The organism is Haloechinothrix aidingensis (genome assembly GCF_013450155.1).
GTDB lineage: Bacteria > Actinomycetota > Actinomycetes > Mycobacteriales > Pseudonocardiaceae > Haloechinothrix > Haloechinothrix aidingensis.
Genome location: NZ_JACCKD010000006.1, coordinates 57305 through 72062, shown reverse-complemented (window position 1 = coordinate 72062; position 14758 = coordinate 57305). Strand labels below are relative to the sequence as shown.

Sequence of the window (14758 nt, the reverse complement as noted above, 5' to 3'; positions counted from 1 at the left end):
GGGATGGGTGATTGCCACACGATTACCCGGGACGTCACGTAACCGATACTCGTGTAACGGGCATTCACAACCAAAGTTGCGCAGGTCACAGATACTCGCGAAAAACCGCTTCCCATGGCAGTACACAACGAACGTTATCCAGCGCGAAACGCACTCACCGAATACATTCCTTCGCATCCGCGCGAAAAGGATTCATGTACCGGGCGTGAGAATCACGCTCACGCCGCGAACAGCAGCGTCAGGCCGAGGTAGGTGTAGGCGACCATCAGCAGCAACAACGGCAGCTGGCCGATGCGCGCCCTGTGCGGCGGGAAGAGGTGCATCGCGCGGTCGTGTGCCGCGATCGCGCCGATGACGTGGCCTGCCACGACCGCGCCGACCTGCACCGTGGCCACCGCGGTCGGCGGCACGAGCGTGAGATCGACGTCGGCCCGGGTGAGCCCGAGCGGATTGCCGTCCGGAACCAGGGAGCCGGCCGCGAGGATCAGCGTGCGCTGACCTTCCACGACAGCCAGCGAGTAGTAGTGGGCGAGAACGTACCCGATGGCGATCGGCAACAACGAGTGCGCGAACCGGGCCGCCACCCGGCGCGAGCCCCCGAGGAGCACGGCGGTGACCCGCGCGACGAGGAGGTAGGCGACCGCAAGCAGCAGGATCGCCGCGAGCAACCCGAGTGTCCCGAGCAGCGTGACCGACCGGTTTCCCTGTACCAGCTGCAGCCACCGCGGCGAATCGGAGAGGCTGTCGAAGGCGGTCGAACCGAGCAGGACCAGCACCACGCCGGTCAGCCCCGGCGATGCCGGGATCGCCGCGAGACCGTGGAAGGGGTTGCGCACGACGAGGTGCCCGCCACGATCGCGGCCGAACGGCGCCAGCTGGGCGGCCAGCGTGGAGTACACCTCGAACGGGTCGGCGTGCGCGAACCACTCCCTGCCGAACACGAGCGCTCCGATGAGCATCACGGCGGCATGGATGCTCAGGGCGAGCAGCACGACCGGTGGCATCGCCCGGTCCGGCGGGACCAGCTCCAACCACACGAACGCCGCCAGCGTGACGACCGCAGGCCAGTACCCCAGCGCCCGGGGAAGCCGCACCAGCCCGTCAACCGGTGTACGGGTGAGCCGCGCGACGGCGCGATGCACGGTGCGCAGCGGGTTCAACGCTCGCCACAGCGGCCCGAGCAGCACCGATCCCAGCGGCAGCCCCACCCACATCAGCACGTACAGCACCCGGGGCCCGGGGTTGTCCCTGCTGTCCTGCGGTCCGAGCAGCAGCACACCCACGAGCCAGCACGCGCCCACCAGTCCGGCGACGCGGAGTGCCCACCGGAACGAGGGAGCGTCGAGCACCCGTGCCAGCCACCGGGGCAGCCTGCGCCGCCCGGCGCGCCCATCGAAGCGCGAGTCGCGCCAGGCGACGCTGAGCACCACGAACGTCGCCAGCAGCGCCACGAGCGCACCCGCGAGCGCGAACGGGAACGGGACCGGCAGGTCCTCCCGCCCGCCGACGCCGTGCGCCAGCACCTCGCCGGGCGTACTCATCGAACGAGCAGCTGTGCCAGGACCAGACCGGTGTCGTGCGTCTCGAGCTCGAAGCGGCCCGCCTGGTCGGCATCGAACTCCAGGACACCGTCCTCGTCCGGCCCGACGGCGGTCTCCAGGTCATAGCCGTGCAGGTGCACGCTGTCCGGCTGGTCGCTCGTCACCTCGATCCGCACGCTCGCGCCGTGCTCGACGGAGACGCGACTTACCGACGGCCGCACCTGACCGTCGGAGATCTCGAACTCGAGCAGCTCGCCGTCCCCGCCGGGCTCCTGCGCAGTGGTCTCCTCGTCCCCGCCCCGTGTCACGGTGGCGCTGGGAGACGCGTCCTCGGCGCCGTCCCGACCACCGGCGTCGTCGTCTCCCGAGCACGCCGCAACCGCCAGCACGGCCGTCCCGGCCACAACGAACGCGAGCAGCCGCTCCGTCATCACCCTCACCATCACCGCTTGGCACTCCCCCTGTATCGGCACCGTTGGAACAACTCGGGACATCACTGTTGCGGCCGTCACGAGGCGCTGCGACGCCCCGCCGCCCACGCTTACGGTACTCCGGACGAGTACGTATCACCGTCGCACCCCGGCCGGATACCGGCCCGGCGACTCCGAAGGAGAGGCTGCGGACAGTGCGGATAGCTTTCATGACACGGCGAACGGGACCGAGTTCGCGCGCGAGTGCGTTGCTGGCGCTACCGGCGGCCGCGCTGCTGCTCGCGGGCTGTGGCGACCCGGCTCCCGGCAGCGAGGAGCACAGCCACGACGACGGGCACAGTCACAGCCACGAGGACGGCTCCGGCGGCACGCACGCCACCGAGGTTCCGGGGGCCGAGGTGAGTGAGGCCGCCTTCGAGCTGCTGGACTCGGCACCCTCGCGGTTGGACGGTGTCGGCGGCACGGCCTGGCTCGCCACGCACGAGTCGGGAACCACGGTCAGTGCCGAGCTGTCCGGGCTGGAGCCCGGCGAGCAGTACATGTCCCATGTACACGCCGACTCGTGTACTGACAACGATGGCGGGCCGCACTTCGCGTTCGACCCCGGCGGGCCGGAGGAGCCGCCGAACGAGATCCACCTGACCTTCACCGCCGATGACGACGGGGTCGCCACCGCGACAGCCGAGTCCGAACAGGACGCACGCGCGGCGGGAGCGGAATCCATCGTGGTCCATGCCGACGACGAGCGGCTGGTCTGCGCGGACTTCTGAGAGCACACCGGAACGGCCGCGTCGCCGCACCGGCGCCGCTCACACGGGGTCCGGTCGGCGACGCGGCGCTGTCCGGTCCCTACTCGCAGTGACCACCCTCCGGCGCGGCGCCGGCGACCATGAAGGCCGCCGCCAGCATTCCCGCAGCGGCGGCCGTGATCCTGCGCGTGCTCCGCATGGGTATCCACTCCTCGGTGTCGAGCTGCCGGACCACATATGGCTAGCACGCCGGCCGGCCCGCGAACAGTATCCTGCTTGCCAAGCAGGCGAACCGCCGCTGGCCACACGGCCGAGACATCGCACGGGCCGCCGGGACCGGGCACGGCCTCACGTGTCGAGCGAGATCATCATGACGGGGTCGGTCGTCGGTGCCTCCGAGCCGCCTGCCGGCTCGACCGTGATGCCGAGCTGCGCCGCCTCGGAGACGGTGTCGGTGACCATCGGCCGGTCCGCGTTGGTCAGCAGGCCCGCGGACGTCGGAGCGCCCCCGTCGAGGAACCACACCTGGTAGACGCGATCGTCCGGAGGGTCGCTCAGCTCGTTCGGGATGACGGTGAGCTTCTGCTCGCTGTCCGAGAAGACGACCGTCACCGTCCCCACTTCGTCCTCACCGGTCGCCACGCGGGCGTCCGGCGCGGTGAGCACGTCCGCGAGCTCACCGTAGACCTGCTCGCTCTGCTCGAGCGCCTGCCGGGTCTCGCTGAGCTCCTGGTTCGTCAGCCCCACCTGAATGCCCAGCACGAGGGCGGCCACCACACTCGCGGCGGCGACAGCGCTCGTTACGCGCAACGGCCACTTGCGCCCCCTGATCGGAACGATGGGGCCTTCGTCCGGGGGAAGCTGCCGTGTGGTGCGCGCCTGGTCCAGCACCCGCGACTTCAGCCGTTCGGGCGCGGGAGCGGCCACGGCGGACCCCAGGTAGGCGGTCGTCTCACGGAGCTCGCGCACCTCGTGGGAGCAGTCGGCGCACTGCGCGAGGTGCTCCTCGAACGCCTCGCGCTCGTCCGCCGACAGCGCGTCGAGGACGTAAGCGCCCGTCAACGTGTGGATATCGGCGTTCATGCTGTCACCCCCAGGCAGTCGCGCAGGCGGATCAACCCGTCCCGGAGCCGTGTCTTGACGGTGCCGAGCGGCGCGTCGAGCAGGCCGGCGACCTCGCTGTAGGTGTAGCCCTGATAGTAGGCGAGCTTCACGGACTCGTGCTGCAGCATCGTCAACGTCTCCAAACACCGGCGTACCTGCTGGCGTTCCAGCCTGCCGGTGACTTCCTCGGACACGCTGTCGAACGGCTGGTCCTCCTGGTAGGCCACGCGAGTGTCCCGCTCCGTCGAGGCCTGCGCCGAACGGATGCGGTCGACCGCCCGCCGGTGCGCCAGCGTCATGACCCACGCGGCGACACTGCCCCGGCTACTGTCGAAGCGCGACGCCGTCCGCCATATCTCCAGGAAGACCTCCTGGGTGACCTCCTCGGACTGGGCCGGGTCGCGCATCACCCGCTTGACGAGACCGAAGATCCTGTCGGCGAACGCGTCGTAGAGGCGCGCGAACGCGTACTCGTCGCCGAGGGCGGTCAGCGACACCAGCTCGTCGGGCGTGGGTGACGCCTCCTCGTTCGCGGGGCGCCATCGTCGCTGCCCTCGCTGCTGTGCTCCGCCGTGCATGAATCACCTCGTTGCCGGGTTGCTCTCGCAGTGTATTCGAACCACCGGCCCGCCCGGATTGCCGCGGGATACGGATCCGGACCAATCCGCCAACCACCCGTCATCGAATACCGAGCGCAAGACCCATTCATCACGATGAGGAGGACGTCATGGGAACCAGTGTCCAGTCGACAAGCACTTCACCCAACCGGGTACTCGGAGCGCTGTTCGGCGCCGTCTACGTGTTGGTCGGGCTGGTGGGATTCGCAGTCACCGCAGGCACCGGCTTCGCGGCCACGGAGGGGTCACACCTGCTGATCTTCGAGGTCAACCCGCTGCACAACCTGGTGCACGTCGGTGTCGGGGCACTGCTCGGGCTCGCCGCGTGGCGGGGCGCCAGGTACGCCGCGGGGGTCAACGGGCTCGTCGGCGGGATCTACCTGCTCGTCGGTGTACTCGGACTGTTCATCACCAGCTCAGCGCTCAACCTGCTCGCGCTCAACCACGCGGACAACGTCCTGCACCTGGCCAGCGCGGCCGTGCTGCTCGGGGTCTCGCTGACCCGCCGCTGATCACACCGTGGAGTGATTTCCCGGAACGTCCAATCCGCACGACGCACCGCACCGAAGGACGGGTATGAACACCATCGCAGCGACTACCTGGCGGCGAACCACCCGCATCGCCGTCGGCGCGGGTATCGGGCTCGTCGCCACCGCGGCGGGCCTCGGTGTCGGTGAGCTCGTCGCAGCCGCCACCGGACCGGACACCTCGCCGGTGGTGGCCGTGGGATCGGGCGTGATCGCGCTGACACCGCGCGTGTTGCAAGAGTTCGCGGTAAGCACCTTCGGCTCCGGTCACCGGCCGGTCCTGATAGCAGGCGTGGTCACCATCCTCGCGATCGCCGCGGCCGCTGCCGGCTACATGGCGCTGCGCAGGCTCGCCGCGGGCGCCGTGCTGCTCGTCGCGCTGGCAGGCATCAGCATGGTCGCCGCCGCGGCGACCGCGCAGGGCGGCGCTACCGCCGTACTGCCCGCGAGCGCGGCGGCGGTCACCTCCGTCGCCGCGCTCGCCGGGCTGATCCGGCTGACGCGCCCGCGCCGGTCTGCCGGAGACCCGAGCACCGCACCGCAGGACGGCAGCTCCGCCGCGGGTGACCACCATCCCCTGCGTCGCAGGACCCTGCTGCTGGCCGGGGCCGGTACGGCCGGCGCGGCCGTTGCTGCCGGGCTCGGCGGCCGGATGCTGCAAGCGCGGCTGTACGACGTCGCCAACTCGCGGGCAGCGATCTCGTTGCCACAACCGGCAAGCGCGGCTCCCGCGCTCCCGGCCGAACACCGGTTCACGGTCGACGGCCTCAGCCCGTTCTTCACTCCGGCTCGCGACTTCTACCGCGTGGACACCGCGCTGGTGATACCGCAGGTCCCGGCTCAGCAGTGGTCCCTGCGGATCGTCGGCTCCGTGGACAGGCCACTGGAGATCACCTTCGACGAGCTGCTCGAGCGCGAGCTCGTCGAGCGGGACCTGACACTGTCCTGCGTGTCCAATGAGGTCGGTGGTCCCTACGTGAGTACCGGCCGGTGGTTGGGTTTCCCGCTCGATCGGTTGCTCCGCCAAGCCGGCCCGCACCGTGGGGCGGACCAGTTGCTGAGCCGCTCGCAGGACGGCATGACGATCGGTACACCGTTGGAGACGGTGCTCGACGGTCGGGACGCGCTGCTTGCCGTCGGGCTCAACGGCGAGCCACTACCGGCACGGAACGGCTTCCCCGCACGGATGATCGTGCCGGGCCTGTACGGCTACACCTCCGCGACCAAGTGGGTCGTCGAGCTCGACGTTACGCGTTTCGACGAGGTCGACGCGTACTGGACCGAGCGGGACTGGGATACGACCGGCAAGGTCAAGACCGCATCGCGCATCGACGTGCCGCGCCCGCTCGAGAGCCTCGGCCAGGGCGAGGTCACCGTCGCCGGAGTCGCATGGGCGCAGCACAGGGGAATCAGCACCGTTCAGGTGCGTGTGGACGGTGGCGATTGGCAGGAAGCCGAGCTGTCCGAACCGGTCAGCGACGACACGTGGCGCCAGTGGCGCACCACCGTGCGGGTGACGCCCGGCTCGCCCCGGATCGAGGTCAGGGCCGCCGACGGCGCCGGCGACTTCCAGCCGCAAGAGCGTGTTGATCCGTTCCCGGACGGAGCAACCGGATGGCATTCGGTCGCGGTAACCGTGACGGAATGAGCAAGCATGCGGCCCCGCGAACGGGGCCGCGGGTAACCACAGGAAGGACAGATCACTGATGCGAACGAAACGTACGGCAGGCCTCCTCGCGGGCGTCGCGGCTACCGCGATGCTGCTCGGCGCGTGTGACACGGCAGGCGACGAGGAGACGGCCTCCGAGGACACCTCGGCGGAGACCGACAACGGTGACGCGGGACAGGGCGCCGACGAGGGCGCAGGCGCGTCCGGGCAGCCCTTCGGCGCGGCCTGCGACGCCGTCCCCGAGGACGGGGACGGCAGTTTCGACGGCATGGCGCAGGACCCGGTGGCCACCGCGGCCTCCAACAACCCGGTGCTGTCCACGCTGGTGACGGCTGTCGGTGAGGCCGACCTGGTCGACACGCTCAACGGCGCCGAGGACATCACGGTGTTCGCCCCGGCCAACGACGCGTTCGAGGCCATCCCGTCCGAGGACCTCGACGCCCTGCTCGCCGACCAGGATGCGCTGACCGACGTGCTGACCTACCACGTGGTCGGCGAGCGCCTGACCCTCGAGGACCTCGACGACGGCGAGTTCGAGACCCTGCAGGGCAGCTCGGTGCAGACCACGGCAGACGGCGAGAACGTGACCGTGGACGGCGACGCCCAGGTGGTGTGCGGCAACGTGCAGACAGCCAACGCCACCGTGTACATCATCGACTCGGTGCTCATGCCGTAGTCCCGATCGCGAGCTCGACCCCCTGCGGGGAAGGGTGTGGTACGCACCAGCGGGTGCGTACCACACCCTTTTCGTGCACAACGCGCCCAACAAGAACCTGTCGCAGATTTCTGAGCAACTCACCCATCCGTATGACGGCGCGCTCCGAATTCCTCGTGCTACCCGCTCACACCACGAAGGAAGGGACAGCCATGCCGAGACTCTCTCGAATGTCGCTGGTCGCGTTGCCCGCTGCCGGCGTTATGCTCCTGTCGGCCTGCGGCGGCACAGGAGGCACCGCGGCGCCGGTCGAACCCGCGGCAGGAACCGACGGCGGCGGTGCCGCGCAGACCGCCGGTGACCTCACCGCGGAAGACCTGCGGATCACGCTGGAGCGCCAGCTCGGCCAGCACGCGATGCTGGCTGTGGAGGCGATGCGGGCCGGTGTCGCCGGGCAGGATCACTTCGACGCCGCCGCCGCGTCCCTGGAGAAGAACACCGAGGACCTCACCGACTCCATCGGCGCGGTCTACGGGGACGAAGGCGCCGAGAAGTTCAACGAGCTGTGGTCCAACCACATCGACTTCTTCGTCCAGTACACCACCGGCGTCGCCGAGGACGACCAGGAGGCGCAGGACGAGGCCATCGAGCGGCTCGATCAGTACCGCGAGGACTTCGGCGGGTTCCTGGACGGGGCGACCGAGGGCGAGCTACCGCAGAACGCCGTCGCCGACCTGCTGCAGGATCACGTGGACCAGCTCGTCTCCCAGGTCGACGCGTACGCCGCCGAGGACTACGCCGGTGCGGCCGAGCAGACCCGTGAGGCCTACGCGCACATGTTCGGCACCGCGCAGGGCCTGACGAACGCGATCGTGGCCACCCAGGACGGCATCTCCGGTGACCCGGAGAGCCCGGACGTCGAGTTGCGCTCGGACCTTGGCAAGCTGCTCGGCGAGCACGCCCAGACCGCGATGCAGGCCATGCGCGCCGGGGTGTCCGGCCAGGACGACTTCGACGCGATCGCGGGGGCGCTCGACGCGAACACCCGCGACCTGACCGGCGCCATCTCCGGCGTGTTCGGTGCGGAAGGCGGCCAGGCGTTCATGGGGATGTGGGCCGACCACATCGACTTCTTCGTCCAGTACACGGTGGGCCTCGCCGAGGGCGACGAGCAGGCCAAGGAGGAGGCGCTCCAGCGGCTCGAGCAGTACCGCGAGGACTTCTCGCAGTTCCTCGACGGGGCCTCCGACGGCAGTATCCCGGCCGAGGTCGTCGCCGAGGGCCTGCAGAAGCACGTCGATGACCTGGTCGACCAGGTCGACGCGTTCGAGAGCGGGGAGTACGACAGCGCGTACGGCAGCGCCTACGACGCGTACAACCACATGTACGGCACGGCCGAGGCGCTGTCCGGCGGCATCGTCGACTTCATGGGCGGGGAGATGCCCGCAGGTGGTGTCGAGACCGGAGGGGGCGGCACCACCCGCTGACACACCCCCGGCGGCAACGCCGCGCCTGTGATGACCCGGGCCCCGGTCGCCCCGGCGGCCGGGGCCCGTACCCACCAGGTCGGAAGGACTCCCCATGACGAGTACCGCCCGGCGGCTCTGCACCGCCGCGACCGGCGCTGCCCTGCTGGCACTCGCGCTCACGTCCTGCGGATCGGGTAACGATGCCGGCGCGGGTGCCGCCACGGCGGACGAGTCGAACGCGATTCCCGCGCCGTCCGGCCTCGACGCGGCACGCGAGTACCGCTCGGTGCGCGAGGCCGATCCGGTCGCCGACCCGGTCGCCGTGGCCATCCCGGCGATCGATGTGGACGGCCCGCTCACCCGGACCGGGATCGATGACCGCGAGCTCGAGGTTCCCGATTTCGGGGACATGAGCTGGTTCGAGTCCGGTACCGCGCCCGGCGATCCCGGCCCGGCCGCCATCCTGGGACACGTCGACACCCGGAAGGGCCCGGACGTGTTCTACCGCCTCCACGAGCTCGAGCCCGGTGACTCGGTCGTCGTGGACACGGCGGACGGCGAGTCGCTCGAGTTCGTCATCGACCGTGTGGAGCAGCACGACAAGGACGAGTTCCCCACCGAGAACGTGTGGCTGCCCGGCTCGGAGCCGCGCCTGCACCTGATCACCTGCGGTGGTGAGTTCGACCGGTCGGCCGGGAGCTACCGCGACAACGTCATCGCCTTCGCCACCCTGAACTCGTCCTGACCCCTTCCCCTCTCCCCAGCGAGGACACCAGCCATGCCCGGAACGAGACCGCTCCTGTTGGCCGCCGTGACCGGCGTGCTCACGCTCTCCGCGTGCGCACCCGCCACCGACGACGGTCAACCGGCACCTACCCAGCAGACCCAGCAGAGCCCGGATGCGGGCGCGGACACCGACGCCGGGGAGGGCAACGCGGGCGAGCCCGCGAGCCCGGCACCGGACGGGGAGTCCGAGACCATCGAGATCGTCGACTTCGCCTTCGCGACGGAAGACATCGAGGTTGCGGCCGGCACGACCGTCACCTGGGAACAGCAGGACGACTCCCTGCACACGGTCGACTTCGACGACGGGGAGAGCTCCGGCGACCTGGAAACCGGCGAGAGCTACTCGCGCACCTTCGACGAGCCGGGCGAGTACCCCTACGAATGCTTCTACCACCCCAGGATGACCGGGACCGTCACCGTCACCGGCGGCTGACGCCCGACTCGGACTTGGTCCTGCGCCGGGCACGCCACCACTGCCTGGCGCGCTCCATCCACTCCTGGGCCTTCTTGCGGAACCAGTGGTGCGCGTCCTTGGCCCAGTCGTACTCGCCTGCCAGCAGCGCCAGCCCGCCGAGCACGGTGAGCGTGCCGGGGCCGGGCACGAACGGTGAGGCGAAGACGATACCGAGGACGATGAGCAGCAGCCCTGCCACGGTCATGAGGGCTCGCCTGCCGTAGCCGGCCAGCGAGCGGCGTTCGCGCAGCACGACGAGCGAGTCGGGCTGTTCGAACCCGGCGAGGGCGCCGTCCGGATCCTGCCCGGCGTCCTTCGAGCGGTCGGATACCTCGCCGAGGAACGTACCGACCGCACGGACCTTCTTGTGCGTCGGTACGGGCAGCTGGAACACGACCGATCCCCCGCCGGTGGACACGCCCAGCGCCGGACCACCCCGTTCCGACAGCTTGACTCCCCACGCGGCCACGTCCTGCCACGGCACGACACGGTTCTCCACCTTGCCGTGCAGCCAGCACAGGACAAGGCGCTCCCGCGTGATGTAGGCGAAGCCGTGCTTGCCGTCCGGCAGCCGCCGCGCGCGCACCCAGCAGACGATCTCGTCGTCGTCATCCTCCGGCAAGCACGCACGAGCATGGCCACGTATGTGCTGCTCACGGACCTGGCCCAACCGGTACATGAACCTCACACCCCCAGTAAACCACCTGGCAGGCACACCCCGGTTCGCACGTTCCCCCGAACGTGCCGCCTGCCGGTGGTACCTATCCCTACCCGCCGGCCACCACCACCGATGACCGTGACCTCGCGGCGCCCCGGTCGTTGTGCACCACGAGGATCTATACGCACGTATGGCACGGACGAGAGGGCAGGCCATGACCGTCCGACGGAAGCTTCCCGGCATGATCGCGGCTCTCGGCCTGGCAGCGGCAACCGCGGCATCCCCCGCGTCCACGGCGTCACCGCAGCACGCCGCGCCGGTAGGGGACGAACGCGACCGTTCGCCGGGCGACTCGCCGGGTGAGGTGGCCGAGGTGCTCTTCGTGGGGAACAACTGGGACGGCACCGCCGACGTCCTCACCCCGGACGGCGACCTGGAACCGCTCGCCCGCGTCGACATCGTCCCGGACCTCGACGAGCGCCTCAGGGAGATCTACACCGACCCCGAGCGGCTCGGCTACTACCTCGGCATCCGTGCCCTCGTCGGGGAAGGCAACGACCAGTACGTGGATGACATGTACACCACCGAGGACGGCCGGACACTCGTCGTGTCCCGTCCGAGCCTCGCCGATGTCGTCGGTATCGACCTCGCCAGCGGACAGCTCGTGTGGCGGTTCGAGGTCGACGGTCACCGCTCCGACCACATGGCGGTATCACCGGACGGCGAGCACGTCGCCGTGTCCGCGTCCACCGGCAACGTCGTGCACATCCTCGACATCGAGACCGGCGAGGAGGTCGGGCGGTTCCCCTCGGGCGACTCTCCGCACGAGAACGTCTACTCCGCGGACGGAGAGAAGATCTTCCACGCCAGCATCGGGCACGTGTACACGCCACTGGACCGCCCGGCGCTGGACACGACCAAGGGAGAGCGCCACTTCCAGATCGTCGACGCCGACAGCTACGAGGTGCTCGAGCGCATCGACATGGGCGCCGAGCTCGACGAGGCAGGCTATCCGGACTACAGCTCGGCGGTGCGCCCCATGACCTTCTCCCCCGACGAGCGATACGTCTACTTCCAGGTCTCCTTCTTCCACGGCTTCATCGAGTACGACCTCGCAGAGGATCGCGTGGTCAGCGTGGTCAACCTCCCGCAGTCCGAGGAGGCAGAGGAAACCGAACGGGAGCAGTACCTGCTCGACTCCGCGCACCACGGAATCGCGATGAACCCGCAAGGGACCGACCTGTGCGTGGCGGGCACCATGTCCGACTACGCCACGATCGTCTCGCGCGACCGGCTGCGCCATGGGGAGCTGGTCGAAGGCGGTGAGAAACCGTACTGGGCCACCTCGAGCAGCGACGGTGAGCACTGCTTCGTGTCCTGGAGTGGCAGCGACCGGGTCTCCGCGCTGTCCTACGACACCGGCGAGGAGGTCGCCAGCACCCGGGTCGGCGATCACCCCCAGCGGATGCGGCTGGGCCACGTCCGGACGGACTGGCTGGCCGAGCAGGACCCGCCCCGGTCCTGACGCGGGCCGCCTTCCCCGGCTCAGGCGAGCGCGAACGCAAGGTAGAAGTCGACCCGGTCGTCGATCCGGCTCAAATCCCTGCCGGTGAGCTGCTCGATCCGCTGGATGCGGTATCGCAGCGTGTTCACGTGCACGTGCAGCTCCCGCGCGCACTTCGTCCAGCTGCCCGAGCTGTCCAGGAAGGCACGCAGCGTCGGCACGAGGTCGCCCCCGTGTGCCTTGTCGTACTCCAGTACCGGACCCAGCACACGGGTCCGGAACGACTGGCGCACCTCGTCGGGTACGGCAGCCAGCAGCATCATATGGCTGGACAGGTCCTCGTGCCCGGTCACGACCGCCCTGCCGGGGCGTAGCTCGGAGAGCCTGCAGGCGTGCCGCGCCTCGTCGATCGCCCCGCGCAGCCCCGACGCGCCAGCGACCTCCCCGCTGGCTCCCAGCAGCAGCCGCTCGGATCCGAACGCGCCCGCGATCGTCGCCGCATCGGAACGCAGCTCGGTCAGGATGTCGTCGACGTGCCGGTCCTGCGCGGGAACAAGCGCCACGGCCTGGTCGTCGTACAGCGCCGACTCGCGTTCCAGCAGCTCCTCGAGCACGCCCCTGGTCATCTCGGCGCTGCCGCCGTGCAGCCGCGCGGCGACGACCACCAGTGGCGTCCCCGCGGGCATCCCCGCCACCTCCAGGTGCGGCTGCAGCGTGCCCGGGTCCGTCGCCGACCGTGCCCGGCGCACGACCTCCTCCACGAGCGGCCTGCGGTCCTGCCTGGCGCGCGCGATACGGCGGCATCCGGTGGCCACCAGGCCCGCCAGCTCGCCTGCCATCCGGTAACGGTCTGCCTCCCACTCGGCCGAGCTTCCGGCGAACACCAGGAAGCACTCGAGCGCCCGCGACGCGAACGCGCTCCCGGTACCGTAGAGCGTGTAGTCACCGACCGTGGCAGGAAGGTGCCGGCCGCCGAGGAACTCGCGTACCAGCTCCTCGCGCTGCTCGGCACTCGGGCCGACCCCCGAGTCGGCGAGCACGCGACCGGTCGGCCCGAGGACGGCGCACCCGAGGTCGAGGCGGCTGTGCACCAGCTCGAGTATCTCCGCCAGCCAGTCGCTGCCCGTCGACTCGGCATCGGCCAGGTGCCGGTGCTGGCCGAGCAACGCCGCCACCTCGTCTGCTCGCTGCGGGCCGAGCACGGTACTGACCCGCGCAGCCACCGTCGCGAACGCGATGTGCGCGGGCACCCGCAGCAGCGGCAGGTCGGCCGAGACACACGCCTCGATGAGGTCGTCGGGAATGGCGTGGAACTGGTCCCCCGCCGCGATCGCGACGACTCCCGCCTCGACGACCGCCGTGACGAACGCCGCCGAGTCCTGCGGGGCACGCCGCCACACCATCCCGGTCAGCACCAGCTCACCGCCGGTGAGGTACCTCCGCGGGTCGGGCAGGTCGGTGGTCATGACCGAGTGGAACTCGCGCTCGAACGAGCGCTCGTCACCGGCGACCGGTTCGAGGCGTAGCTCGGTGTCCTCGAGCAGTTCTCGCAGCTTCACGTCACTTCCTCGGGTCGACGGCAGCATAGGCGGTAACGCGGGCAGTAACGCGGACCGGGCGGCCCCGCGAGCTTCGGATGATCCTCCAAGAAGGTGCTGCCCACCGGCCGTGTTGTTCGTGTTCTGTGCTCCTGGTCACACCCGCGGTTCCGGGTGTTCACTGACATCATCCGACGAATACGACGGTGGAGGCCAACCGACAGTGCACACCGGAACGACTATCACCACCCTCTCCCAGCTCAACGAGGCACCCGTTGGCGAGGCGACCGAGCACCTGCTCGCCGCCTGCCACAGCCGCCGCTGGGCCGACCGGGTCGTCGCGGGCCGACCGTACCGGGACGCCGAGCAGCTCGCGGACACGGCGAGCGGCCTCATCGGCGAGCTCGACTGGGCCGACATCGCCGAGGCCCTCTCCGCGCATCCCCGCATCGGTGACCGCGTGTCCGGCTCGACGAGCTCGGCACAGTGGTCCCGCGCGGAGCAGTCCGGCGTGGCGGACGAGTCACGGGCCGCGCTGATCGACGCCAACCGGCGCTACGAGGAGACGTTCGGGCACGTCTTCCTGATCAGGGCGAGCGGGAGGGACAGCGCACAGATCCTCGCCGAGCTCGAGCGCAGGCTCGGCAACGATGTCGCTGCCGAACGCGAGGAAGTGCGCGGGCAGCTCGCCGAGATCACGGCGGGCAGGCTGCGGGGTGAGTTCGCATGAGCATCTCCACCCACGTCCTCGACAGCACGACAGGGGCTCCCGCGTCCGGCGTCGCCACCCGGCTGGAGCTGGCGTCGGCTGCCGGCTGGCAGCACGTCGCCGACGCGGTCACCGACACCGACGGGCGTGTCGGCAGGCTCGCCGAGACGGCGGAGTCCGGCACCTACCGGTTGACGTTCGACGTCGGGAGTTACTTCGAGGCGCGCGGTGTCGCCACCTTCTACCCCGAGGTGACGATCTCGTTCCGGGTGGACGACCCGGGAAGCCACTACCACGTTCCCCTGCTGCTGAGCCCGTTCGCCTACTCCACCTACCGAGGGAGCTGA

General features: G+C 70.0%; 16 protein-coding genes. 10 read left to right on the top strand and 6 right to left on the bottom strand.

What is annotated here, in order from left to right; genetic code table 11:
• Positions 1 to 218: 218 nt before the first annotated feature.
• Together H0B56_RS16365 and H0B56_RS16360 are read right to left on the bottom strand one after the other, a co-directional pair.
• Positions 219 to 1541, bottom strand: coding sequence for a hypothetical protein (locus H0B56_RS16365; RefSeq protein ID WP_180893961.1), 1323 nt, complete (start codon positions 1539 to 1541; stop codon positions 219 to 221).
• Positions 1538 to 1972 (bottom strand): cupredoxin domain-containing protein, encoded by a 435-nt coding sequence (locus H0B56_RS16360; RefSeq protein ID WP_180893960.1) that lies wholly within the window; start codon positions 1970 to 1972, stop codon positions 1538 to 1540. The genes H0B56_RS16365 and H0B56_RS16360 overlap by 4 nt, the downstream gene beginning before the upstream one ends.
• Positions 1973 to 2181: 209 nt before the next feature.
• Between H0B56_RS16360 and H0B56_RS16355 the strand changes: the two genes are divergently transcribed.
• Positions 2182 to 2742: a superoxide dismutase family protein gene (locus H0B56_RS16355; protein ID WP_180893959.1), complete on the top strand. Its 561-nt coding sequence runs from the start codon at positions 2182 to 2184 to the stop codon at positions 2740 to 2742.
• A 327-nt stretch (positions 2743 to 3069) separates the two neighbouring features.
• On the opposite strand, the gene H0B56_RS16350 is transcribed toward H0B56_RS16355, so the two are convergent.
• Positions 3070 to 3804: an anti-sigma factor gene (locus H0B56_RS16350; RefSeq protein ID WP_180893958.1), complete on the bottom strand. Its 735-nt coding sequence runs from the start codon at positions 3802 to 3804 to the stop codon at positions 3070 to 3072.
• A complete protein-coding gene (gene sigK, locus H0B56_RS16345) occupies positions 3801 to 4403 on the bottom strand; it encodes an ECF RNA polymerase sigma factor SigK (RefSeq protein ID WP_180893957.1) in 603 nt (200 codons plus the stop codon). The genes H0B56_RS16350 and sigK overlap by 4 nt, the downstream gene beginning before the upstream one ends.
• 149 nt (positions 4404 to 4552) lie before the next feature.
• Between sigK and H0B56_RS16340 the strand changes: the two genes are divergently transcribed.
• From H0B56_RS16340 to H0B56_RS16315, 6 genes are all read left to right on the top strand, one after another.
• Positions 4553 to 4954, top strand: a complete 402-nt coding sequence (locus tag H0B56_RS16340) for a DUF4383 domain-containing protein (protein WP_180893956.1) — start codon at positions 4553 to 4555, stop codon at positions 4952 to 4954.
• Between the two features lie 64 nt (positions 4955 to 5018).
• Positions 5019 to 6617 carry a molybdopterin-dependent oxidoreductase gene (locus H0B56_RS16335; RefSeq protein WP_180893955.1) on the top strand — a complete coding sequence of 533 codons (1599 nt, stop codon included), beginning with the start codon at positions 5019 to 5021 and terminating at the stop codon, positions 6615 to 6617.
• A 58-nt stretch (positions 6618 to 6675) separates the two neighbouring features.
• Positions 6676 to 7314, top strand: coding sequence for a fasciclin domain-containing protein (locus tag H0B56_RS16330; protein ID WP_180893954.1), 639 nt, complete (start codon positions 6676 to 6678; stop codon positions 7312 to 7314).
• 209 nt (positions 7315 to 7523) lie between these two features.
• On the top strand, positions 7524 to 8780 hold the full coding sequence (locus H0B56_RS16325; protein ID WP_180893953.1) for a copper amine oxidase: 1257 nt from the start codon (positions 7524 to 7526) through the stop codon (positions 8778 to 8780).
• A 94-nt stretch (positions 8781 to 8874) separates the two neighbouring features.
• Positions 8875 to 9507 carry a class F sortase gene (locus H0B56_RS16320; protein WP_180893952.1) on the top strand — a complete coding sequence of 211 codons (633 nt, stop codon included), beginning with the start codon at positions 8875 to 8877 and terminating at the stop codon, positions 9505 to 9507.
• 33 nt (positions 9508 to 9540) lie between these two features.
• Complete coding sequence (locus H0B56_RS16315) at positions 9541 to 9981, top strand: cupredoxin domain-containing protein (RefSeq protein WP_180893951.1); 441 nt, start codon at positions 9541 to 9543, stop codon at positions 9979 to 9981.
• Here the strand turns inward: H0B56_RS16315 and H0B56_RS16310 are convergent.
• A complete protein-coding gene (locus tag H0B56_RS16310) occupies positions 9968 to 10624 on the bottom strand; it encodes a PGPGW domain-containing protein (protein WP_180893950.1) in 657 nt (218 codons plus the stop codon). The two genes, H0B56_RS16315 and H0B56_RS16310, sit on opposite strands and share 14 nt — an antisense overlap.
• Before the next feature lie 250 nt (positions 10625 to 10874).
• Here H0B56_RS16310 and H0B56_RS16305 point away from each other — a divergent pair, with 250 nt between their 5' ends.
• Positions 10875 to 12185, top strand: a complete 1311-nt coding sequence (locus H0B56_RS16305; protein ID WP_180893949.1) for a YncE family protein — start codon at positions 10875 to 10877, stop codon at positions 12183 to 12185.
• Positions 12186 to 12205: 20 nt separating this feature from the next.
• On the opposite strand, the gene H0B56_RS16300 is transcribed toward H0B56_RS16305, so the two are convergent.
• The gene (locus tag H0B56_RS16300) at positions 12206 to 13723 is read right to left on the bottom strand and encodes a helix-turn-helix domain-containing protein (protein WP_180893948.1); all 1518 of its coding nucleotides are present in this window, start codon (positions 13721 to 13723) and stop codon (positions 12206 to 12208) included.
• A 202-nt stretch (positions 13724 to 13925) separates the two neighbouring features.
• Here H0B56_RS16300 and uraD point away from each other — a divergent pair, with 202 nt between their 5' ends.
• Together uraD and uraH are read left to right on the top strand one after the other, a co-directional pair.
• Positions 13926 to 14432, top strand: coding sequence for a 2-oxo-4-hydroxy-4-carboxy-5-ureidoimidazoline decarboxylase (gene uraD / locus H0B56_RS23520; protein ID WP_219632830.1), 507 nt, complete (start codon positions 13926 to 13928; stop codon positions 14430 to 14432).
• A complete protein-coding gene (uraH, locus tag H0B56_RS16290; protein ID WP_180893946.1) occupies positions 14429 to 14758 on the top strand; it encodes a hydroxyisourate hydrolase in 330 nt (109 codons plus the stop codon). Before uraD ends, uraH begins: the two co-directional genes overlap by 4 nt.